Here is a 22559-nt window from a genome sequence, read left to right on the forward strand (position 1 = left end):
AAACTGAACATGAATAAGACATTGGGGGAAACCATGGGTAATAAAAAGAAAGTAATTGTTGTTGGAGCGGGTGTAGCTGGGTTAGCAAGTGCAATCCGATTGCAGCATGCAGGGTATCAAGTAGAAATCTTTGAAAAAGAATCAATACCCGGCGGTAAAATGCACAGAATTGAAAAAGATGGATACAAATTCGACTTAGGACCAAGTATCGTCATGATGCCGGAGTTATACCAGGAAATTTTTGAACTGGCGGGCCGTAATCCGGATGACTATATTCCAATGGAGAAATTAGATCCGATGTATTCCGTTTTCTTTGGAAGTGAACCGGAAGATGCATATGAAATTTCTTCAGACTTGGTGGATTTAATGAAGACCTTGGAGAAAATTAGCGACGAAGATGCAGAAGGTTTCTTGAAGTATCTTCAAAAAATCTATGAACGGTTTGTTGTTGCAAAAAATCATTTTATTCAACGTCCGTTCCGACACGCGTCCGATTTCTATAACCCATTCATGATTCGTCAAGCATTGAAATTGAAGACATTCGATAATGCCGATCATTTTATTGGGAAATATGTGAAGAATGAACGCCTTAAGCAGATGATTAGTTTTCAAACATTATACATAGGTGTATCTCCATATAATGGACCTTCCTTATATACCATTATCCCGATGATCGAATTACTCTATGGCGTTTGGTTCATCAAAGGTGGAATGTATACGATGGCCCAGTCAATGGAACGACTGTTTCTAGAGTTAGGCGGCAATGTGCACTATAACACGAGTGTTCAAGAAATTCTAATTGAAAATCAGAAAGCCCTTGGCATTAAAGTGGATGATAAAGATATGTATTCCGATTACGTACTGTGTAATGCAGATTTTCCATATGCGATGAAAAATCTTGTCAAAGACACGAAATCAAAAGGCAAGTATACCGATAAAAAAATTGACAGCATGAAGTATTCCTGTTCGTGTTTTATTATGTATTTGGGAATGGATCGAAAATACGAATCGCTAAAAACGATCCATAATTTCGTATTCAGCGAAGGGTTAGAGAAGAACTTAACAGACATTTTTGATGGACGGATTTTAGATGACCCTTCCTTCTATGTTTATCTCGGCTCAAAGCTTGATCCTTCATTGGCTCCAGAAGGAAAAGATGGGATTTACATTCTAGTGCCTGTATCTGATTTATCGACCTCTGAATACGAATGGAATGATGAAACGATAAGCTATTACCGTTCAAAAGTGTTCGAAGCTCTTAAAAAAGTAGAAGGCCTTGAAAATATTGAAAATGAAATTGTTTCGGAATCCTATATGACACCGCCTGATTTTGAATCAAAATTCAATGCCTATAACGGTGCCTGCTTCGGCTTACGTCCTAACTTAGCACAAAGTAATCATCTTCGCCCACAGAGTAAAGCTAAAAAATGTGAAAATCTGTATTTTACTGGAAGTAGCACTCACCCTGGTGCCGGAGTGCCCATCGTATTACTTTCAGCTAAAATTGCTACAGAAGAACTGATTTTGGATGATCGTGGCAGTAAGCAGGCAGTACATGCAGGGAATAATTAGGAGGTCGACCGATGAGATTGACTGATCAAACCCAATTGGACAAAGATTATCGGTATTGTGAGGACATCATCAAGCAGAATTCTAAAAGTTTCTATTTTGCTTTTTTAGGCTTACCGAAGGAGAAAGCAAACGCCGTTTATGCCATCTATGCTTTTTGCAGGATTGCAGATGATAGTGTGGATATGGGAGGGGCAAGGGCAGATAAAATCAACGCGTTAAACCGTATAAATCAGGAGTTAAGCCTGTTCCAGGAGAAAAAGGAATTGGAACATCCGCTTTGGAGAGCTTTAAGAGATGTGTTCACCCGTTATAAAATGGATATTCAACCTTTCTTTGATCAGCTGAAAGGTCAGAGAAGGGATATTGATTTCACAATTCCTCAAACAATGGGACAGGTAGAGGAATATAGCTTTTATGTAGCGGGAACGGTTGGTTTAATGCTTTTGCCCATCATTGCTTCCGAATCGGAACAAGATCTTACCCAACAAGCGATATCTCTTGGAGTCGCTATGCAGATTACTAATATATTAAGAGATGTTGGGGAGGACTATAGAAAAAATAATCGAATTTACTTGCCGTTATCCGAGATGGAAACCGAGTCTTACACCGAGTCGGATATCAAAAACGCCAGAATCAATGTCGGCTTTATCAGAATCTGGGAAAAGATGGCCCGTCGTGCCGAAGAGTTGTTTGATGAATTTCAAGAAGGGGTCCAATACTTTGATAAAGACAGCCAATTCCAGGTTTTACTATCGGCACGTCTTTATCGTGGAATCTTAAACGCGGTAAGGGATAATAAGTATGACTGCTTTTTGAAGCGGAATTATATTTCTCCAGTCGAGATGGAGCAAATTCAACAGGAAACCAAGGTTTTAACTGTGTAATGCCATTAGGCTTCGATTTAGAAAAGGTCGGCGATCGTTAATTACTTGGAAAAATAAGGAGAGTGAACGTTATGACCGAAACCGCTAAAACAGTTGTCATAATTGGTGGTGGGCTGGGAGGACTTTCAGCCGCAATATCCATGGCACAAAGTGGATATAAGGTTTCACTTTATGAAAAAAACGACCATCTTGGTGGTAAACTGAATCGACTGGAACAGGATGGTTTTGGTTTCGACCTTGGTCCGTCGATTTTGACCATGCCTCAAATATTTGAAGAATTGTTTGTAAAAAGCGGCCGCGATATGGCTGATTATATCCCTACCATTCGCTTAAAACATGAATGGCGTTCTTTCTTTCCAGACAATTCGGTCATAGATCTCTTTGGAGACTTGAATTTGATGTTGCAGGAGAATACCTGCTTGGACGAAAAGGATATCGAAGAATATAAACAATTTTTGGAATATGCACGCCGGATATATGAGGTGACCGAAGAAGGATACTTTGCCAAGGGCTTAGATTCGACGATGGAAATCTTTAAACAACATGGATTGATAGAATCGTTTAAAGGGTTTGACCTTTTTTCAACGATGTATGATGCCATCAAGAAACGGATCAGCAATCCAAAGCTTAGGAATATGCTCGCTTATTTTATTAAATATGTAGGTTCCTCTCCCTATGATGCTCCTGCCGTTCTTAATATGATGATCTATATGCAGCATGCTCAAGGTGTTTGGTATGTCCCTGGTGGGATGCATCGAATTGCTCAAGGCATGGTTAAACTTGCAATTGAATTAGGTGTGGAATTACATACTGGAAGTGCGGTCAAAAAACTCATTACAAAAGAATCTTCAAGGGAAATTAGAGCAGCCGAGCTGGACGATGGAACGAGGAAAACAGCAGATTATTTTATCTCCAATATGGAAGTCATACCTGCCTATGAAAAGTTATTGGACGAAGAACCGAAATTCATCAAGAAGCTAGAAAAACGTTTTGAGCCATCCAGTTCTGGACTAATCCTGCACTTAGGTGTTCGCAAAACATACCCTCAGCTGGCACATCATAACTTTTTCTTTTCTAATAATCTACAAGAACAAATGAATAAGGTATTCCGTAACCATGAACTGCCCGATGACCCAACCATATATGTAGTCAATGTAAACAAAACAGATCCATCTCAAGCACTTCCCGGGCATGAAAATATTAAAATACTTCCACATATCCCGTATATTCAAGATAAGCCATTCACTCAGGATGATTACATAAAGCTTCGTGAACGTGTATTGATGAAATTGGAGAATATGGGCTTGACTGATTTGCGTCAACATATTGTAACGGAAGACATGTGGACGCCGCATGATATCGAAAGAATGTACGGATCACATCGCGGATCCATTTATGGCACAGTCTCCCACCGTACGAAAAACCGCGGATTCAAACACGGAAAGCAAAGTGAGTTATACGATAATCTCTATTTCGTGGGTGGTACCGTTAACCCTGGCGGGGGAATGCCAATGGTTACGCTAAGCGGCCAGCAAGTACGCGATAAAATCGTACAGAAGGATTTCGTTCATGGCTAATTCTACTGTAAGACTATCTCAAAAAGAGCAATGGAGAACAATTCTAGAAGGTCAAAAAGTTCATGCAAAGAAGGAATACTCGGTGAACTTGAAGCGGAGGCGTAAACTACTATCCCAATTAAAAAGCATGCTAATGAACCATGAAGAAGCATGGCTAGAAGCCTTGAGGGCGGATTTGGGTAAACCAAGCGTCGAGGCTTATGCTTCAGAACTGGCTGTTTTGTATAATGAAATAGATTATGTAGACAAGCATTTAGCAAAATGGATGCGGACAAAGCGGTTAACCCGACTTTTGCCAGGCGGGTTGGAGAAAGTGAAAATCGAACGGCAAGGATATGGAACAGTATTGATTATCAGTCCTTGGAACTATCCTTTAAACCTGTCATTAATGCCGATGATCGGTGCATTTCAGCTGGTAATAGTTGTTTCCTCAAGCCGTCGGAGCTTGCACCAACTACAGCGCAATTATTGGAAGAGTTAATTTCTGAATATTTTACACCGGAAGAAGTTACAGTCGTCGAAGGCGATGCTTCTGTCGCGGAAAACTTGCTTGAATTGCCTTGGGATATGATCTTTTTTACTGGGAGTAAACGGGTAGGTACCATCGTACACCAAGCAGCAGCGAGACATCAAATTCCAATTATTCTCGAACTGGGCGGAAAAAATCCATGCATTGTTGATGCTACTGGAGTCTCTCCGACCACTGGCCGCCGGATTGTTTGGGGAAAGTTTCTTAACGCGGGTCAAACCTGTATCGCTCCTGATACGATATATGTGCATCAATCGATGTATCAACCTTTTTTAACGATGTTACGCGAGCAAATTAAGCTATTCTACGGAATGAATCCGGCAGAAAGCAGTGATTACGGCCGAATCGCCCATCCCGATCACTATAACAAGCTGATCGGTTACCTTCAGGAGGGGACAATTTGGCATGGAGGTCGGGTAGACGCGAGCCAAAATTATATCGAGCCTACGTTGTTGACAGACATCCCATTGGATAGTGAACTGAGACAAGCAGAGATTTTTGGGCCCATTCTCCCGGTTATTCCTTATTCGGATCTGAACGCCCTTATGCACCAGCTCGAAGAAGGACCGGACCCACTCGTAACTTATATGTTCAGTGAAGATCGAACATCCATTCAGCAATTGAAAAAAACGCAACGTACGGGGACAATAAGTGTAAATCAAGTTATTCGTCATGCAGCCAATCCCCGTATCCCATTTGGAGGAGTAGGCACGAGTGGATTTGGACGTTATCATGGTCGAGCCAGCATAGAGGCGTTCAGCTATGAAAAGGTGTATTACAAAGAACACACTTTTTTTGAAATGAAAAATCAGTATCCACCGTATCGACCCCATGTTCTTCCCATCCTTCGCAAACTAAGAAGATGGCTTTTTTAAGAAGTATCCCCTGCTTACAATTTATAGCAGGTAAATTTGCTTCTATGGAGGCATGGGCTTAATCAGTTCTCTAATGTATCCAGAAGGCTGGACGAAAAGTTTTGTAACGGCATACAGCAGTGTGGGATGGTATTTTACCCGACCACACTGGGTAAGAACGCCGAAAACTTTGGATATTTGCAGGATGTCAGAAACATGATAGGAAATGAAGGCAGGCTATCTATTTTTGCTAAATGTTAAACAATATTCTTGAAATGTCTAATAGGAAATAAGAAATCCCACGAAAACACTTCCCCTTTACATACCTCTAATACTATCTTCCCTATTACAAAGAAGCGACGAAAGCACACTGGTTGCAACAGAAAACTTTATTATGAATTCAAAAAAACTGAATGATCAATTGTGGTGAGGCATTTCTGAAACTATCAGGCATTACTGTTCTCCTTTTTTGTTACTTCCCCCCTATGCGTTTGGCTATTTCGTGACATATCCTCGACTACTGCTCTGTTTCATGATCCCAGCTCATATATCAAGGTATGAAAAAACTATTTATTTAGATGGATATATTTGCATCTAAGGTGAAAACATAAGATTAACATGCTTTTGGTTATGAGGGGGTTAGCATTGAAATCACGAGTTCCTATACCATTAAGGAAGTTAATAAAAGATAAACAGTCGATTAAAGCTGAAAAACAACGTGCGGACTTAAATCAGAGCGGAAGTCCATCTTCTAGCGAAACGCTGACGAATGATCAAAGCCAAAATTCAAGTCAATCCCAAAAACGTCATCAAGCCTCACCTAATGATCGAACTAAACTGATTTTTTCTGATCTTCATCTAAATATAGATCATATTAAGAAAACGTTAGGAAACAGTTCAGACATAGTCACAAGGGATTTTTGTGCCGGTAAAAATGGCGAAATAAAAATGGCCATCATATATACAGAGGGATTAACTGATTCAGCTTCAATCCAAGATTTTATCCTCGACACGTTGATGGTTGAAATGAGAAATTCTGCTTTTGACGGAAAGGTCCTTAATAGCTTTGAGTGGTTTCAACTAATAAAATCACGTACTCTTCCTGTTGGCGCAATAATGGAAATAACTGATTTTCAAAAACTTTTTCATCATTTGTTATCGGGAGACACGATGTTATTAATGGATGGCTCCCCAACAGCCATTGCCCTCAGCTCAAGGGATTGGGCCGATCGCGGGGTTCAAGAGCCTTCTTCGCAAACAGTTGTACGAGGACCAAAGGATGGATTTACCGAAACGCTGCGAACAAATACAGCTTTAATACGACGTAGAATAAAAAATCCTAACCTATGGCTTGAAACAAAACAAATCGGAGAAAAAACTCAAACAGATGTGGCGATCATGTACTTAAAAGGCGTTGCCAATGATAAAACGATTACTGAATTACAAAGCCGGTTGAATCGTATCAACGTGGATGCAATCCTTGAAAGTGGTTACATCGAAGAGTTTATTCAAGATGAAGTGTACACTCCATTTCCAACCGTATATAATACCGAACGTCCCGATGCTGTAGCTGCTGCAATATTAGAAGGAAGGATAGCGATTCTTGTTGACGGAACGCCGTTTATCCTTGTCGTTCCAGCATTGATGGTACATTTTCTCCAATCCAGTGAAGATTATTATCAACGGGCAGATATTGCAACATTAATTCGGCTATTACGGTATTTATCATTCTTCCTGGCTTTGTTTACACCATCACTTTATGTAGCTGTCTCAACCTTTCATCAAGAAATGCTTCCCACTCCTTTGCTCATAAGTTTGGCTTCACAACGAGAGGGTGTCCCGTTTCCAGCATTTGTAGAGGCCGTGCTGATGGAGTTAGTGTTTGAAATCTTGCGTGAGGCAGGTGTGAGAATGCCTCGGGCAATTGGTTCATCCATTTCCATCGTAGGTGCGTTAGTTATTGGACAGGCTGCTGTTGAAGCAGGGTTCGTTTCAGCAACAATGGTTATTATCGTCTCTTTAACGGCCATCTGTAGTTTTGTGTTTCCATCCAATAGTATGGCAATAGCTTTCCGGATGCTTCGATTCTTGTTCATGATTCTTGCTGCTACGTTTGGTTTATACGGAATTATATTAGGGCTGATTGTGATGGTCCTTCATTTAAATAGCTTACGATCTTTTGGATTGCCCTATTTAGCTCCAAATGCACCGTTTATTTTACAAGACCAAAAAGATAATATCATTAGAATGCCGCATTGGGCTTTATTGAAGCGGCCGCGTTTAATCAATAAAAAAGATACAGTCAGAGGAGATGCCAGTTCTCCAAAACCACCTGAATAAAATGGTGAGATTATGAGGGTTCACGATGAAAATGTTAAAGATATTTTTGATGTTACCTTTAATTTGTCTATCCGGCTGTTGGAGCAGCATTGAGTTGAATGACCTTGCCATTGTTACTGCATTAGGTATTGATAAAACGGAAGATGGATATCTTGTAACCATCCAAGTTCTAAATTCAAGTGAATTAGCAGGAGATGCCAGGTCTGGTCGAACAGAAGTCGTAACCTTTACAAAAAAGGGCGAAACCATTTATGAAGCGGTACGAAGCCTATCAACAGATATACCAAAAAGGATTTACGTATCGCATCTTCGTGAGGTTATTTTTGGTGAGGAGATGGCGCGAGCAGGAATTGGAAAAACCCTTGACGTCCTTTCCAGGCAAAAAGAGTTAAGATCGGATTTCTATATGACCGTTGCAAAGGGATCAACGGCTTACGATACACTAAATGTCCAAACGGCTCTTGAAAAAATACCGGCTAATAAGATTTTTGACGCCTTGGAAAATTCAGAGAAAAGATGGGCTGCGACTAGGACCGTCACTTTAGATGAGTTTGTCAACAGTATTGTCAGTAAAGGAAGAGAACCAATTCTTACGGGTATATACGTATATGGTGATATTGAATCAGGAGGTGAGGTCTTGAATGCTCAGAATATCTCCCCGAAATCTGGTTTGCGGTTGGACTATCTTGGTGTATTCAAAAAGGATAAACTAGTTGGTTGGTTAAACAAGAACGACAGTAAAGGTGTTAGTTATATTACAGATCATGTGAAGTCGACGGCGGTAACCATTCCATGTGAAGGTGAGAAAATTACAATCAATACGGTTGGAACAAAAACAAAAATAAAAGGGATAATGAAAAAAGGAGAACCGAAAATTAAAATAAATGTCAATTCAGAAGGTAGCATAGGTGAAGTCGAGTGCAAATTCGATTTATCTAAACCGGAAAATATAGAAGAATTGAACAAAAGATATGCAAAAGATATTAAAGATAAAATTACAGGAGCGGTAAAAAAGCTACAGAACGAGTATCAAAGTGATATCTTTGGTTTTGGTGAAGAAATTCATAGGACTGATCCTAAAGCTTGGAAACGTTTAGAAGAAAATTGGGATCAAGAATTTGAAGATTTGGAAGTGGATGTAACTGTGGACGCGAGGATTCGCAATTCAGGCACCATGTTAGAATCCTTTCAAAAAGAAATCGAGGAGTAAAGATCAATGTGGGCTATCATTGGAACAGTATGTACTGGAGCTATTATTTCATATTTCGAAATACCGCCTTTAGTTAAAACAAAATGCTGGAGGGAAACAATCGTTTTTAGTTTATTGCTAGTAGTTGGGGTGACGTTGAGTATTTTAATCATCCTCAATATTACCATTCCGACTCCTATGGATTGGATAACGAAACTATTTAGTCCATTTTCTTCTTTCATGGATTCTATTTTATCTTAGGGAGGTGTTTAACGGATATGCTCGAAAAAGGAAGAATAAGCTCCGGTGATTTTCTTATATTAGTCATTATATTCACTATAGGGGGTGCGATACTTACTTTACCCTCTGCACTTGTCACATATGCCAAACAAGATGGCTGGATTGCTTATATCATAGCTACCGTCATAGGTTTATGTTTCATTTTTTTATATAATCAACTTGCCTCACTGTATCCATCTATGAATTATATAGAAGTTAATGAAAAAATATTTGGAAGAGTAATCGGTAAAATCTCGGGACTTCTTTTTCTTTTTTATATTTATTACCTTTCTTCAGCATTATTAAGTGAAATCGGCAATTTTTTCACAACGCAAGTTTTGCTTGATACACCGATACAAGTGATTATGATATTGTTTTTATTAACAAGTTTATTTGGTGTAAGGCTAGGATTGGAAGTCATCTGCCGAACTGCGTTAATCTTTTTTCCTTGGATTATCGTGCTGCTGTTCATATTATTCTTATTTCTCATCCCAGATATCAAAATCGAAAATTTACAACCTATGCTTGAAGAAGGCATGAAACCGATATTGAAGGGATCCTATCACTCTATAGCACACCCCTATATACAGCTTATTTTCTTTTTAATGATCACGCCGTATGTAAACGAAAAAGCAGAAATGAAAAAAAACTTCTATAGAGGGACTATATTGGGGGGCTTCGTTCTATTCTTAGTGATTATTTTCAGTATCCTCGTATTAGGTGTCGATAATACGACAAGACTCACTTATCCTTCTTATAAATTAGGGATGAGGATAAGCGTTGGTAATTTTATTGAGCGGGTCGAGGTGATTGTGGCCTTCATCTGGATTTTTACAGAGTATTTTAAGTTAACCATTTGTTATTATGGACTTGCCCTAGGACTCGCCCAATTGTTAGGATTGAAAGATTATAAAATCCTTCTTTTTCCATTAGCTTTTTTAATTCTCACCTTTGCCATCTATTCGCATCCAGATATCATACATTATCAAAATTTTGTTGCTACAACTTGGACGCCCTTTTCGTTAACCATTGGTGTTTTGCTGCCGTTATTATTGTTAGTGGTTGATAAAATAAGAAAAAAACTATCTGCTTCCAAACGGTTATGAAATTCCTTGTCATCATACCCCTCTTTTGTTTCAGTGTTTGTGCTTGTGTGCTGGTTTTTATTTTCGTCCGCCAATTTGTCTCTCAGCAATGGCTTTGGCAACCATGAACAGGTCTGGACGAAGGAAAAACAATAAAACCGAACCAGCAAGAGGGCACTCCAGCGAAACTACCTAATCTATCTTGAGCGATTCGTGCTCCGACCGTTACCCTCACTGCAAGTCCAGCTCCCCCAAAAATTGTGAAATAACAACAATCATTAACAACCTAAGAGGTAATAACGTACCTTTTCATGACATGTTGTACTCCCCATTTAACATAAATAGATTTTTATATAGTAATGTCCTGAAACAAAACTAAGAAAATGGTGATTTTTTGGATTGATTTAAGTCCTTTGAATTATTATCAGCATCAGTGTAGATATATCAAAAAAATCTTCTGTGATTAAACTAAAAGAGAGCATAATGGTTTATATTATATCCTTGCATGACGGTCTAATAAGACATGCAAGAATCGGTATTTAGGTATTTTTCATACTTATTTTAGAAAGTTTTAAGATTTGTGTGATATTGTACTTTTAATGTCTTTTTAATGGTAAATCCGCATGTTAAGAACTAATGCAATTTTTAGTATAAAAAACATCGATATCGTATTAAAGAAGCCGTGTGAAAAGTTAATCCGGAGTTGATTATATGTCAATTAAAACGAGGTTTTTGTTATCCTACGTAGGAGTGGTCATTATCTCCATCATTTTACTGCTGGTTGCTGGGTTTTTAATTATTTTTTCGATTACGGGCGATCCAAACTCGATCGAAAATTTTTACAAAAAATCTTATGTTCAAAAACCATTAACTACAGTGGAAGAAAGTGCATTTCTAGATTTAAAGCTATTGGCTAAACATACCCCTGAACAGCTTCTGAATGAACAGCAGTTGAAGAAAATTAAACAGAAAGATATTGAAATTGTCGTTAGAAAAGATAAGGAAATTGAGTATGCTACTCCTTCTTTTGATAATCAGGTATTGGTAAGGTCTCTTCCCGGGTTTGAGGAAACAAACATCAATACAAGGGATACGATTAAAATCGATGACTTTTTTTATACGTACGTAAAGTTTGATTTTTATTTTTCGGATGAAAGCCAAGGAAGTATTTTTGTGTTGAGAAAGGCGAGTTCTTCTGCCGAGCTGGCTCGGGAGTTATTCCCCATTTTATTCGGGCTGTTATTATTTCTATTCATTATGATTATCGGGCTGTTAAACTATTTAGTTTCAAGAAGCATCATCAAACCGATTTCGCTTCTTAAGGAAGGGGCGAATCGGATTAAATCAGGAGATTTAAACTTCGAAACAAAAGCTGCCTCCAATGATGAAATTGGACAGTTAAATCGGACATTCGATGAAATGAGGATAAAATTAAAAGAGTCCGTTAAGATTCAGCTGCAATATGAAGAAAACCGGAAAGAACTTTTATCCAATATTTCGCATGACCTAAAAACACCGATTACTTCGATTATCGGATATGTTGAAGGAATTCAAGATGGTGTAGCCAATACTCCGCAAAAAATGGAAAAGTACTTATCGACCATCCATTTAAAGGCGAAAGACTTGGATTCTTTAATCGATGAATTATTCCTATTTTCCAAGCTGGATTTAAATAAAGAACCATTCACTTTTGAATCGGTCGACTTGAATCAATTTATCAGAGATTACGTGGAAGAATTTCATTTGGATTTCCTTCAACAAGGGACCCAAATTGAATGGAATAGAATGGATAAACCGATATTCGTAACAGCGGATAGGGAAAAATTAAGACGAGTTCTAGCTAATTTAATCAGTAATTGCGTGAAGTATGCAGAGAGGGATAAAGTGAACATTTCCATTAGTTTGCATGAGGGACTAGAGGATGTAGTTGTACAAGTTACGGATAATGGGCAAGGAATAGAACCTTCTGCCCTCCCTTTCATTTTTAATCGCTTTTACCGGGCTGAACAATCCAGGAATTCTCAGACTGGTGGAAGCGGCTTAGGGCTAGCGATTGCCAAACAAATCATACGAGAGCATCAAGGGGATATTTGGGCTACAAGCGAGAAAGGAAAAGGCACAAGTGTCTTCTTTACCTTAAAAAAAGGGGAGCAGAAATGAAAAAAATATTACTTATTGAAGATGATGTCAGCATTGCTGAACTGCAGCGGGATTATCTAGAGATTGAAGATTTTAAAGTGAACATTCAACATACTGGTGATGCAGGACTTAAGCAAGCCCTTCATAAAAACTTCGATTTAATTATTCTCGATATCATGCTTCCAGGCGTGAACGGGTTTGAGATATGCAAACAAATACGAGCTGCCAAGGATATACCGATATTGATCGTGTCCTCCAAAAAGGAAGATATCGATAAAATTCGCGGGCTTGGTTTAGGGGCTGATGATTATATCACAAAACCTTTTAGTCCAAGTGAACTGGTTGCTAGAGTGAAAGCGCATTTAGCCCGCTATGATCGTTTGGCAGGGAATCATTCCAAAATGAATACGGTTTTCGTTCACGGTATTTCGATAGATAAGTCATCGCGTAAAGTTCACATCAATGGCGGGGAAGTGCCCTTCACGACAAAGGAATTCGATTTGTTGCTATTTCTTGTGATGCACCCGAACCAAGTATTGAGCAAAGAGCAACTATATGAGAATAATTGGGGAATGGAGACCGCTGCAGATGTCTCAACTGTGACCGTTCATATTAGAAAATTACGTGAAAAAATCGAAAGAGATCCTGCACATCCTAAATACCTGGAAACGGTTTGGGGTGCTGGATATCGCTTTAATGTCTAAAAACTATTGTATAATCTATCAGAAAGAAAGAGGGTGATTTAAGGTTGATGGGAGCAGATTCGGAGACTCCTGCGGAAAAAGCGGAACAGGTGAGAGCCCGGCGTATAAACCGAGGAGGCTCGACGCTGCACTCTGTAAAGCTGAGCATTGGATGAGAAAATACTTGGTGAGTAGCAGCGAGTAGGCATTCTGGAACTCCATCAAAAGTATTGGGTTTGCTTACCTTCATGATGTAAATAGAAACAGGATAAATAAAAATAGGGACGTGTATATAATGTGGAAGTGGCTGGCAATATTCATCGGATGCCTTCTCTTGCTTCAAGCGTGTGTCTCGGGTTCCAAGGAAGAACTGAAAATACAAGGAAAGGAGAGTGTAGGAATGAAGAAACAACTAATACAGGCAGCAGAAAAGAAGGATAATGAAACGATAAGCCAATTGATCGAGAAAGGTGCAGATATTGATACTCAAGACGCAAAAGGGCGCACTGCCACTATGATAGCAACTTATAACAATGATGTTGAGACAGCTAAAATTCTCATTGCTGCAGGTGCAGACGTCAATATCCAGGATGATATGAAAAACAATCCTTTTTTATATGCGGGTGCTGAAGGATACCTGGAAATACTGAAGCTTACGATTGCTGCAGGTGCAGACCCGACGATTACCAACCGGTATGGAGGAACAGCATTGATTCCAGCTGCTGAACATGGGTATGTCAATGTGATCCAGGAGCTTCTGAACCAAACTGATATCGAAATAAATCATGTCAATAACCTTGGTTGGACGGCTTTATTGGAGGCGATCATATTGAATGATGGGAATGAACAGCAACAAACCGTGCAATTGCTGTTAGATCATGGAGCTGATGTGAATATAGCTGACCATGATAATGTGACTCCATTACATCACGCCAAAATGAAAGGGTTGGAAGACATTGAACAAATGTTGATAAAAAAAGGAGCGCAATAACCACATAAAACCAAAGAACGGAACATGAAAGATACAGTCAGTTAGGCAACGGCCTGTTCAATATGAGTAGAGAAGCCTGATGACGCACTGATCTTCAAACGAATTTCCCCGTTCGGTAAGAGCTCGGTCGTATTATAGTCGGGCCATATGAGAAGATGACAAGAAGGGCCATTTCGATAAATGGCCCTTCTTGTCTATCTTGAGGGATGTGTCTTTCTAGATTTATCAATTGAGGTGTTCAACTCTTGATCTCGAGAAAAAACTTGTTGCCTTAGCTTTTTTGACTATTTTCGACTGGTATTTCTTGTTCTTCCCTCAATTTCAGTGCTACTAAACTGGCAAAGTCATGAATGATGGTAGCTGCCAATAGGGATGTGATTTGGGTTGGGTCATAGGGTGGGAGAACTTCCACCAGGTCGAAACCAATGAAGTTAAATCCATGCAGGGATCGAATCAGCTCAAGCGTTTCAAAGCTATTCAATCCACCGACCTCCAAAGTGCCCGTACCAGGTGCGCAGGATGGATCAACGAAATCGATATCGAAGCTCAGGAAACATGGTGTATCTCCGATGGTCTTTTTGACTTCCTTCACGACATCCGCAATGCCCCTTTCCTTCAGCTGAGGCGTAGTTATCACCGTATAGCCCAAATCTGTACTGGATTCAATATCCCCGGGATGATTGAGCGTCCCTCTAATTCCAATTTGGAAAACTTTATCCGTCTGAAGCAAGCCTTCCTCATATGCACGGATGAAAGGTGATCCATGCCAATATTTCTCTTCATAATAAGTATCCCACGTGTCCGTATGTGAATCAAAATGGAGAAGCGCTACTGGTCCATGAATCTTTGCGGCAGCTCTTAAATTGGCCAATGTAACGGAGTGATCTCCTCCAATGCCGATAGGGATGATTCCTGTTTTCATCAATTCCGCCATTGCCGTTTCAATTAATTCATAGCTTCGGTGTATATTATGGGGAATCACTGAAACATCCCCAATATCAATGGCGTTACACTCGTCAAATGGAAAAACTTTATGAATGGGATGATACGGAAACAAAGTCATGGAAGCCTGACGGACAGCCTGGGGAGCGAACCTTGCTCCTACCCTGAATGAAGCGGCTGTATCGAAAGGCAGGCCAACCACTGCCAATTTGGCATTTTCTCTTGAAGAAGGTAAGCGCATAAATGATCCAGTGGTACAAAACTCTGGTTGTACATCGGGCGATAAAGGATACTTCATTTTTTATTCCTCCATTTTTTAATCACTTTTATTCGTCTGCATACTCCCTTTTATCAAATGCAATTGCCATGCCAAGTTTAAAAAAGCGATTTTCTGCTCATCCTCGACCGTTTTCCTATGAAAATATTATGCAAGCGCGAATAAATTATCGAAAAATGAATCGTGATGCAAAAAGAAAGCATAGTCCCATCTCCGTATGTACCTTCAAAATCTCATGGATAATGCAGGAATGCCGGTAATTGATGTATTGGCACGAAATTTGCTACTTGAGATTCAGGGTGTGTTTTTTAAGAAGGAGGGAGGTCTTATCATTATTTAGGTTTTGTAAAAACAATTGATTGAAAGCGGTTACAAGGAGGAATGATAAGTGGAAAATGATGCGAAACTGAAACGAACGCTAAAATTATGGCAAATTGTTATGATGGGATTGGCTTATATGACACCAATGGTCGTATTCGATACATTTGGTATCGTATCTGGAATCACCGGAGGGCATGTACCGACTGCGTATATCGTTGCATTGGTTGGCATGCTTTTTACAGCTGGAAGCTACGGAAAACTCGTAAAGGTTTTTCCAGCAGCAGGATCGGCCTACACGTATACACAAAAGGCGATCAATCGCCATTTAGGGTTCCTTGTAGGGTGGTCGTCGTTGTTAGACTATCTTTTTTTGCCGATGGTAAATGCACTGTTGACCAAAATTTATCTTACAGCATTATTTCCAGAGGTACCAACATGGCTATGGGTAGTCCTGTTCGTTGCAATTGTCACCATTCTCAATCTTCGGAGTGTCAATGTACTGGCTAACTTCAATGCTCTTTTCGTAATAATTCAGATAGCCATCATGACGGTGTTCATCATACTAGTAATCAGGGGCCTGCACAGTGGAGAAGGGACAGGGGAAGTATTTACGATCCAGCCTTTCGTACAAGAGGGGATGGATTATTCTTCCATCATAACCGGGGCAACCATCCTTTGTTTTTCCTTTTTGGGGTTTGATGCCGTAACGACATTATCGGAGGAAACGCCAAATCCGACAAAAACGATTCCGAAAGCGATCTTTCTAACGGCTCTATGGGGAGGTATGATATTCATTATTTCCTCATTCTTTATCCAGCTTTTTTTTCCTGATATTTCTCGCTTCAAGGAGCCTGATGCTGCGTTGCCGGAAATTGCCCTATACGTAGGTGGGAAGCTGTTCCAATCGATTTTTTTATGCACCACTCTCGTCAATACGCTAGCATCGGGACTAGCTTCGCATGCAAGTGTATCCCGCCTATTGTATGTTATGGGCCGCGATAAAGTGTTTCCGGAAAAATGGTTTGGCTACATTCATCCTAAGTGGAAAACACCTGCCATCAATGTACTCATCGTGGGGGTCATTGCCTTATCGGCCTTATTCTTTGATTTGGTGACGGCCGCATCACTGATAAACTTTGGTGCATTAATGGCGTTTACTTTTGTAAATCTGTCGGTGATCAGCCATTTTATCATCAAGGAAAAAAAGCATCGAACGATAAAGGGATATTTCCATTACTTAATCCTGCCTCTTATCGGTGCGATATCAATAGGCGTGCTTTGGATCAATCTTGAGACAAGCTCCTTAATCATGGGGGCGGGCTGGTTTTTAATTGGTTTTTGTTATCTGCTATACATTACAAAAGCATTCCGCACAGCTCCGCCTCAATATCAAGTGGAAGAAATTCAGCTATAGACCCCACAAGGAAAACTTTATTCTGAAAGGATGCGTTCCGTTTGTAGAGAAAAGGGGTACGGGATTTTTCCAATTCCGTACCCCTTTTGAAATTTTCGCCTAAAGTTGAGAGTTGGCTACATTTGCACGATGTTAGTCCTTTATTGGAATTTTGTTTTTGTTGTACTTCACTTAACGATCATACTTTCCCATATTTATCTTCTTAATCGAAGGATTTCTTCACGTGCCTTTTGATAATTATCGATGGTCTGTTTGTCGATGCGGTGAAAAACGCTTAAGTAAAGGGCGTCCACCATGTTAAGCTGCATGATTCTCGATGCAATGCTTCCGATTCGGTGATCATGTTCAATGTCAGGAAAGCAAAGCTGTATCGTAGCCAGTTTCAATAGAGGAGTCTTTGAGTAGGCCGTTATGGCAACGATGGGAACGGCGATCTTTTTTGCGTATGATGCCATTTCCAAAACATCCTTCGTTTTTCCGGATGTTGAAAAAAGGACTAATGCATCTTCGGAAGTGAAATTGGAAACATAGGAGATCACGGTATGAAAATCCGTGTTCATCCCTGTCGCTACGCCAAGTTTAGCGAATTTATGGCTTGCATCCAATGCAGCTGTAGAGGAGCCGCCGACGCCGAAAAAGGCAATCCGCTTTGCCTCGCTTAGGCATTCTACTGCTTTATCAAACTCTTTCTTATTCAATGTTTGTTCCAGTGAATCCAAAGCGATTTTATTGCTCATCGTTACCTTTTGAAAAAGTTGGTAAGGGGTATCATTCTCACGTAATAAAGAAAGGTCATTAATATTGGCATGGTTTGAACTCATTTCTTTCACCAAAGTATGTTGAAAGGTTTTAAAGCTTTCAATGCCCATCCGTTTACAAAAACGGACAACACTCGCTTGGGAAACATTAGCGTTAATCGAGATTTCAGAAATCGTGTAAGTTTGCACCAAATCGGCATGTTCCAATATATATTGGGCTACTTGCCGTTCTGCACGTGATAGGGAATCGGCTTTTTCTTTGATTTTTTGTAATAAAGATGAGCTCATAATTGTCCTCCTTATAAGAGATATCCATATTACATTTATATCATAATTGAAATTTTATTGGGACATTATGCAGAAAAAAATGCCATTTATGAAATTTTATTTCTTGTTTTTATCGTATGAATATTGATATTTTTATTCTTTTTGTTTATCATGATAAAAGAAAGAATATTTAAAAAATTTAAAAATGAGGGAGTGATATGTTGAATAGGGCCATTTTACTTGTAAGTCATGGCAACCTAGCCTCGACAATGAAGGAATGTGTGCAGCTGATTACAGGAAAACAAAAAGATCTCTATGCATTGAGCATGGATGCAGAAGAAACTTTCGAATCATTTTCAAGCCGACTGGAAACTTCAGTCAATCAACTACGGGTCCGATACCAAGAAATTATCATACTGGCAGATATTAAAGGCGGTTCACCATGCAATGCAGCTACACTTCAAGTGTTTAAAGAAAGAAGTATACAGGTAATCGCCGGCTTCCATTTAGGTTTAGTGATTGAATGCTGTCTCTCACCTGCTAGTCCGCGTGAGTTAATCGCCAATGCCTCTCAAAGCATCAGCCATATAAACTCTGTAATCAATTAATAATCTTGTAGGAGGTTTGTCATGAGCATTGTTGTTACCCGTATCGATGAACGGCTTATACATGGACAGGTCGCTTATTCATGGAGTGTTGCTTATCAAGTCACGGAATACCTTGTAGTTGATGATGAAGCGGCGAACGATCCGACCCAAATCCTGCTGCTAAGTATGGCAGTTCCTGTTGGGAAAAAACATGCGATCCTTTCCGTCGAAGATGCAGTGAGATATCTAGATGCGCAACTGGATTCCGTAAAAACATTTATCGTCGTAAAAAGTCCTCATGTTCTCTTATCCCTGATTGACAAAGGGATTACCCTGCCTTCTATAAATGTAGGTGGTATGTATTATAAAGCAGGTAAACAGGAAATAAGTAAAACAGTCTATTTGGATGAAGAAGATAAGGACGTTTTTCAAGAAATAAGAGGTCACGGGATAGCCTGTGAAATTAGAACATCTCCAAGTGACAAATCCATCGACTTATTTACGAAAATATAGAGACGGGAAAGAACGTTACGAATTAAAGGAGGAGAAAAAGTGGAGATTGGCTTCCTATCAGCCGTTTTACTGAGCACTTTTGTTGCAGTTCTAATGACTGAAAATTATGGGTACGGATATTGGATGATCAGCCGTCCGATTTTTGCAGGTCCTTTACTAGGTTTAATGATGGGCGACCTCCAAACAGGATTGATTGTAGGGGCAAGCGTCGAATTGATGTTCATGGGGGTGCTGCCGATTGGTGGGAGCGTCCCTCCCAATGCACAAATTGCGGGCTTGATTGGTACCATTTTTGCGATCAGTGCTGGGGGTAAACCAGAAGTTGGAATTGCCCTGGCCTTGCCAATTGGCATTCTAGCACAGCTTTTGATCATGCTTGCTTGGAACTTCAATATTTATCTCGTGCATCGTGCTGACAAGGCTCTAGAAGAGCTTAATCTAAAAAGGGCAGGACGGCTGCACCTGTCTGGTTTGGTCGTATTTTTTACAGTCATGTTCATTCCGACGTTTTTGGCTGTTCACTTCGGGAGTGACTTTGTAAAGGACTTTGTGGACTCCATGCCTGCTTGGTTTATGGATGGTTTAAAGGTTTCTGCAGGAATTCTGCCTGCCATAGGAATGGCGATGCTCCTGAAAATGATGAACTTCAAGAAGTTTTGGTCATTTTTCCTGATTGGATTCGTACTGACTGTTTATTTGGAACTCCCTGTACTTTCGATTGCTTTGTTGGGTCTTGGAATCGCAATCAGCATTTCGGTGGTGATGAATAAGGCGGATGACAGTGATATGTCTCTTCCGTCGTCCCCACGAGGTGAAGCGGGTACGACGATACTGACAAGGAAGGATTTAATCATCACTTTTTTCCGTTCCTTCTTCAGCATGACGTCCATAAATTATGAGCGATATGGTAGTTTAGGATTTTGCTTTGCGGTAATGCCGGCGCTCAAAAGACTTTATGGAGATCATGAGGAATTAAAAGAAGCGACTGTCCGCCACAATGAGTTTTTTAACTGTCATCCATATACTTCTAATGCCATCATCGGTGTGACACTTGCCTTGGAAGAACAACGGGCGCAGGGAAAACCAATAACCTCTGAAACCATTTCTTCTACCAAAGCCGCTTTGATGGGTCCACTTTCTGGGATTGGTGACTCTGTGTTTAAAGCAACCTTCATGACCATTTTTGCAGCAATCGGCGCTGGCTTGGCATTGGAGGGCAACCCAATAGGTCCGATCATATTCATCGTGCCAAACGTACTGCTAAACATTATCTCCCGTTATTATGGATTGATGTATGGGTACCGGTTTGGAATGAACCTTATCTTGAAAATGAAAGATTCTGATATTCTCAATAAGTTTGTACAAGGGGCAACCATAGTCGGATTAATGGTAACAGGATCAATGATCGTCAATTTTGTTCATATAGGAGTGGCCGCTAAATGGAACTTCGCTGGCAAAGAAATTATCTTGCAAGAACTTCTCGATTCGATCTTGCCTGGGCTTTTGTCTCTCATCTTGACGCTTGGCTTCTTATGGGTGCTACGTAAATATAAAAAGGCAATCTACTGGCTCATCCTTTTTTGTTTTGTTGTCGGTCTAGCTGGTAAATTATTTGGAGTCTTGTAGGTGATAAGGATGGATAAAAAAAGCGTATTGAAAACGTTTAAAAATGGATTGATTGTGTCGTGCCAGGCAAGGGAAGGATGGCCCATGTATGGGACGAATATGATGGGCGCCTTAAGCCAGGCTGCTGAAAAAGGAGGTGCCGTTGGAATAAGGGCAACCGGGCCAGAAAATATTGAAGCGATCAGGAAGGTAACGACATTGCCTATCATGGGGATTTACAAACAATGGTTTGATGAATGCGAGGTTTATATCACTCCTACCTATGAAAGTGCTAAAAGCATCATTGAGGCTGGGGCCTGCATTGTAGCTTTGGATGGCACACAACGAAGGAGACCCAGGGGAGAAAAGCTGGAAGAAATCATAGAAAAAATCCATAGTGAGCATCCCGATATTGTAGTGATGGCGGATTGTGCGACTTTTGAAGAGGGGCTAATCGCTGAAAAATTGGGAGCGGATATCGTATCAACGACATTGTGTGGGTATACGGAGGAAACAAAATACGTGAAGGAGATTGATTATGATCTTATTCGCAAACTCGCTTCTGCATTAAAGATTCCCATCATCGCCGAAGGACATATTCATACGAAAGAACATGCTCGAAAAGCTATTGAAAGTGGAGCCTTTGCAGTCGTGGTCGGAACGGCCATTACACGACCCGAAATCATTACAAAAAGGTTCGTAGATGAGTTAAACCTGTTGCCTGATAATTAGAAAATTCAAATAATATATAGTAAGTTAAAGACCATTCATATTCTGCTTATTTGCATGCACTAAGAACCTTGATATGTTCATACCAAATTATCAAAACCTTTGATATAATGAAAAAATTAATCCAAGGATATTTAGAGGTGATTGGGGTATGTTTTTTGAAGAGCGTGTCCAGAAATTCGAATATAAATTAAACGATACGGATGATCAAATTATTGACTATATCTTAAAAAATAAAAAGAACGTAGTCAATGAATCTATTCAATCGTTAGCTTCCAACTTGTTTACCGTTCCTAATACGATCATAAGATTTTCTAAGAAGTTGGGATTTGATGGATACGCACACTTAAAGAATAATCTTAAAGAAGAAATTTACTCGGAGCAGAATGAAATAGAAGACAGTTTGCACTCTAATTTACAAAGAACATTTGATTTAATCGATATAAATAAAATGGCCGTAGTGGCCAAGATGATGCAACAATCTAAAAGAGTTCTTATTTTCGGAGTAGGAGATACAGGCCTTTTTTGTGAGATGTTAATGAAAAATCTTAAAATTGCAGGGAAACAATCAGAGTATTATATCCATCGTCATGACATCATACATGGTATCAATCAGCTTACTACCGAAGGTGTTCTTTTCCTCATTAGTTTATCTGGTGAAACGTCTCAAGTACTGGAAGTAGCAGAGTTAAGTAAATCGAAAGGAATTAAAATTATTTCGTTAACTCATTTCAATCGAAATTCTCTTCAGGAATTAGCAGATATAAGCTTATTTTGTTTCGCACCAAGTGAAATGCTAAATGGATATAATATCACGGATAAAACCCCACTTATGGTTACGATAAGGACATTATCTGAATATTATTGGAACCTAACAGAGTAGTTGTGTATAAATACACAGCAATGCTCTATATTAGACTCTAATTGTGTAAAAAGAAGAAGATAATCTCTTCTTCTTTTTTCGTGCGCCCGGCATGGGTGCAATCTATAGGGTGTGAGTCCCGAACCATGAAGGCAGTAGTAA

Annotated in this window: 18 protein-coding genes and 1 pseudogene; 17 read left to right on the forward strand and 2 right to left on the reverse strand. The window is 39.7% G+C overall.

Annotated elements, in window-relative coordinates; genetic code table 11:
* Positions 1–33: 33 nt before the first annotated feature.
* From ASU00_RS19625 to ASU00_RS19680, 11 genes and pseudogenes are all read left to right on the forward strand, one after another.
* A complete protein-coding gene (locus ASU00_RS19625) occupies positions 34–1572 on the forward strand; it encodes a phytoene desaturase family protein (RefSeq protein WP_057915163.1) in 1539 nt (512 codons plus the stop codon).
* Between the two features lie 11 nt (positions 1573–1583).
* Entirely contained in the window at positions 1584–2456 is an 873-nt protein-coding gene (locus ASU00_RS19630) for a phytoene/squalene synthase family protein (RefSeq protein WP_057915164.1), read from the forward strand.
* A 71-nt stretch (positions 2457–2527) separates the two neighbouring features.
* Positions 2528–4033, forward strand: a complete 1506-nt coding sequence (locus ASU00_RS19635) for a phytoene desaturase family protein (protein WP_057915165.1) — start codon at positions 2528–2530, stop codon at positions 4031–4033.
* Positions 4026–5437 (forward strand): annotated as a pseudogene (locus ASU00_RS19645) (aldehyde dehydrogenase family protein). The gene ASU00_RS19635 and the pseudogene ASU00_RS19645 overlap by 8 nt, the downstream one beginning before the upstream one ends.
* A gap of 741 nt (positions 5438–6178) precedes the next feature.
* Positions 6179–7756 carry a spore germination protein gene (locus ASU00_RS19650; protein ID WP_057915183.1) on the forward strand — a complete coding sequence of 526 codons (1578 nt, stop codon included), beginning with the start codon at positions 6179–6181 and terminating at the stop codon, positions 7754–7756.
* A 25-nt stretch (positions 7757–7781) separates the two neighbouring features.
* Positions 7782–8966, forward strand: coding sequence for a Ger(x)C family spore germination protein (locus ASU00_RS19655; protein WP_057915168.1), 1185 nt, complete (start codon positions 7782–7784; stop codon positions 8964–8966).
* 6 nt (positions 8967–8972) lie between these two features.
* Complete coding sequence (locus tag ASU00_RS19660) at positions 8973–9206, forward strand: hypothetical protein (protein ID WP_057915169.1); 234 nt, start codon at positions 8973–8975, stop codon at positions 9204–9206.
* A 17-nt stretch (positions 9207–9223) separates the two neighbouring features.
* Positions 9224–10330 (forward strand): GerAB/ArcD/ProY family transporter, encoded by a 1107-nt coding sequence (locus ASU00_RS19665; protein ID WP_057915170.1) that lies wholly within the window; start codon positions 9224–9226, stop codon positions 10328–10330.
* Between the two features lie 690 nt (positions 10331–11020).
* The gene (locus ASU00_RS19670; protein ID WP_057915171.1) at positions 11021–12469 is read left to right on the forward strand and encodes a sensor histidine kinase; all 1449 of its coding nucleotides are present in this window, start codon (positions 11021–11023) and stop codon (positions 12467–12469) included.
* Complete coding sequence (locus ASU00_RS19675; protein WP_057915172.1) at positions 12466–13152, forward strand: response regulator transcription factor; 687 nt, start codon at positions 12466–12468, stop codon at positions 13150–13152. The genes ASU00_RS19670 and ASU00_RS19675 overlap by 4 nt, the downstream gene beginning before the upstream one ends.
* 274 nt (positions 13153–13426) lie before the next feature.
* Positions 13427–14122, forward strand: a complete 696-nt coding sequence (locus tag ASU00_RS19680) for an ankyrin repeat domain-containing protein (protein WP_082630502.1) — start codon at positions 13427–13429, stop codon at positions 14120–14122.
* 271 nt (positions 14123–14393) lie between these two features.
* Here ASU00_RS19680 and speB read toward each other — a convergent pair whose 3' ends face one another.
* Positions 14394–15362: an agmatinase gene (gene speB / locus ASU00_RS19685; protein ID WP_057915173.1), complete on the reverse strand. Its 969-nt coding sequence runs from the start codon at positions 15360–15362 to the stop codon at positions 14394–14396.
* Between the two features lie 367 nt (positions 15363–15729).
* On the opposite strand from speB, the gene ASU00_RS19690 reads away from it, so the two are divergent.
* The gene (locus ASU00_RS19690) at positions 15730–17076 is read left to right on the forward strand and encodes an APC family permease (protein ID WP_057915174.1); all 1347 of its coding nucleotides are present in this window, start codon (positions 15730–15732) and stop codon (positions 17074–17076) included.
* A 194-nt stretch (positions 17077–17270) separates the two neighbouring features.
* Here the strand turns inward: ASU00_RS19690 and ASU00_RS19695 are convergent, their stop codons facing one another.
* Positions 17271–18122 carry a MurR/RpiR family transcriptional regulator gene (locus tag ASU00_RS19695; protein WP_057915175.1) on the reverse strand — a complete coding sequence of 284 codons (852 nt, stop codon included), beginning with the start codon at positions 18120–18122 and terminating at the stop codon, positions 17271–17273.
* A 197-nt stretch (positions 18123–18319) separates the two neighbouring features.
* On the opposite strand from ASU00_RS19695, the gene ASU00_RS19700 reads away from it, so the two are divergent.
* From ASU00_RS19700 to ASU00_RS19720, 5 genes are all read left to right on the forward strand, one after another.
* Positions 18320–18709 carry a PTS sugar transporter subunit IIA gene (locus ASU00_RS19700; RefSeq protein WP_057915176.1) on the forward strand — a complete coding sequence of 130 codons (390 nt, stop codon included), beginning with the start codon at positions 18320–18322 and terminating at the stop codon, positions 18707–18709.
* Between the two features lie 21 nt (positions 18710–18730).
* Entirely contained in the window at positions 18731–19201 is a 471-nt protein-coding gene (locus ASU00_RS19705; protein ID WP_057915177.1) for a PTS system mannose/fructose/N-acetylgalactosamine-transporter subunit IIB, read from the forward strand.
* Between the two features lie 39 nt (positions 19202–19240).
* The gene (locus ASU00_RS19710) at positions 19241–20827 is read left to right on the forward strand and encodes a PTS system mannose/fructose/sorbose family transporter subunit IID (RefSeq protein ID WP_201786315.1); all 1587 of its coding nucleotides are present in this window, start codon (positions 19241–19243) and stop codon (positions 20825–20827) included.
* A 9-nt stretch (positions 20828–20836) separates the two neighbouring features.
* A complete protein-coding gene (locus ASU00_RS19715; RefSeq protein ID WP_057915186.1) occupies positions 20837–21538 on the forward strand; it encodes an N-acetylmannosamine-6-phosphate 2-epimerase in 702 nt (233 codons plus the stop codon).
* 148 nt (positions 21539–21686) lie between these two features.
* Entirely contained in the window at positions 21687–22418 is a 732-nt protein-coding gene (locus tag ASU00_RS19720; protein ID WP_057915178.1) for a MurR/RpiR family transcriptional regulator, read from the forward strand.
* Positions 22419–22559: the final 141 nt, after the last annotated feature.

The organism is Peribacillus muralis, from assembly GCF_001439925.1.
GTDB classification, from domain to species: Bacteria; Bacillota; Bacilli; order Bacillales; family DSM-1321; genus Peribacillus; species Peribacillus muralis.

Coding starts and splice junctions, on each gene's coding strand:
- ASU00_RS19625 (WP_057915163.1), top strand. CDS start 34: ATGGGTAATAAAAAGAAAGTAATTGTTGTTGGAGCGGGTGTAGCTGGG.
- ASU00_RS19630 (WP_057915164.1), top strand. CDS start 1,584: ATGAGATTGACTGATCAAACCCAATTGGACAAAGATTATCGGTATTGT.
- ASU00_RS19635 (WP_057915165.1), top strand. CDS start 2,528: ATGACCGAAACCGCTAAAACAGTTGTCATAATTGGTGGTGGGCTGGGA.
- ASU00_RS19655 (WP_057915168.1), top strand. CDS start 7,782: ATGAAAATGTTAAAGATATTTTTGATGTTACCTTTAATTTGTCTATCC.
- ASU00_RS19660 (WP_057915169.1), top strand. CDS start 8,973: ATGTGGGCTATCATTGGAACAGTATGTACTGGAGCTATTATTTCATAT.
- ASU00_RS19665 (WP_057915170.1), top strand. CDS start 9,224: ATGCTCGAAAAAGGAAGAATAAGCTCCGGTGATTTTCTTATATTAGTC.
- ASU00_RS19670 (WP_057915171.1), top strand. CDS start 11,021: ATGTCAATTAAAACGAGGTTTTTGTTATCCTACGTAGGAGTGGTCATT.
- ASU00_RS19675 (WP_057915172.1), top strand. CDS start 12,466: ATGAAAAAAATATTACTTATTGAAGATGATGTCAGCATTGCTGAACTG.
- ASU00_RS19680 (WP_082630502.1), top strand. CDS start 13,427: ATGTGGAAGTGGCTGGCAATATTCATCGGATGCCTTCTCTTGCTTCAA.
- speB (WP_057915173.1), bottom strand. CDS start 15,362: ATGAAGTATCCTTTATCGCCCGATGTACAACCAGAGTTTTGTACCACT.
- ASU00_RS19695 (WP_057915175.1), bottom strand. CDS start 18,122: ATGAGCTCATCTTTATTACAAAAAATCAAAGAAAAAGCCGATTCCCTA.
- ASU00_RS19700 (WP_057915176.1), top strand. CDS start 18,320: ATGTTGAATAGGGCCATTTTACTTGTAAGTCATGGCAACCTAGCCTCG.
- ASU00_RS19705 (WP_057915177.1), top strand. CDS start 18,731: ATGAGCATTGTTGTTACCCGTATCGATGAACGGCTTATACATGGACAG.
- ASU00_RS19715 (WP_057915186.1), top strand. CDS start 20,837: ATGGATAAAAAAAGCGTATTGAAAACGTTTAAAAATGGATTGATTGTG.
- ASU00_RS19720 (WP_057915178.1), top strand. CDS start 21,687: ATGTTTTTTGAAGAGCGTGTCCAGAAATTCGAATATAAATTAAACGAT.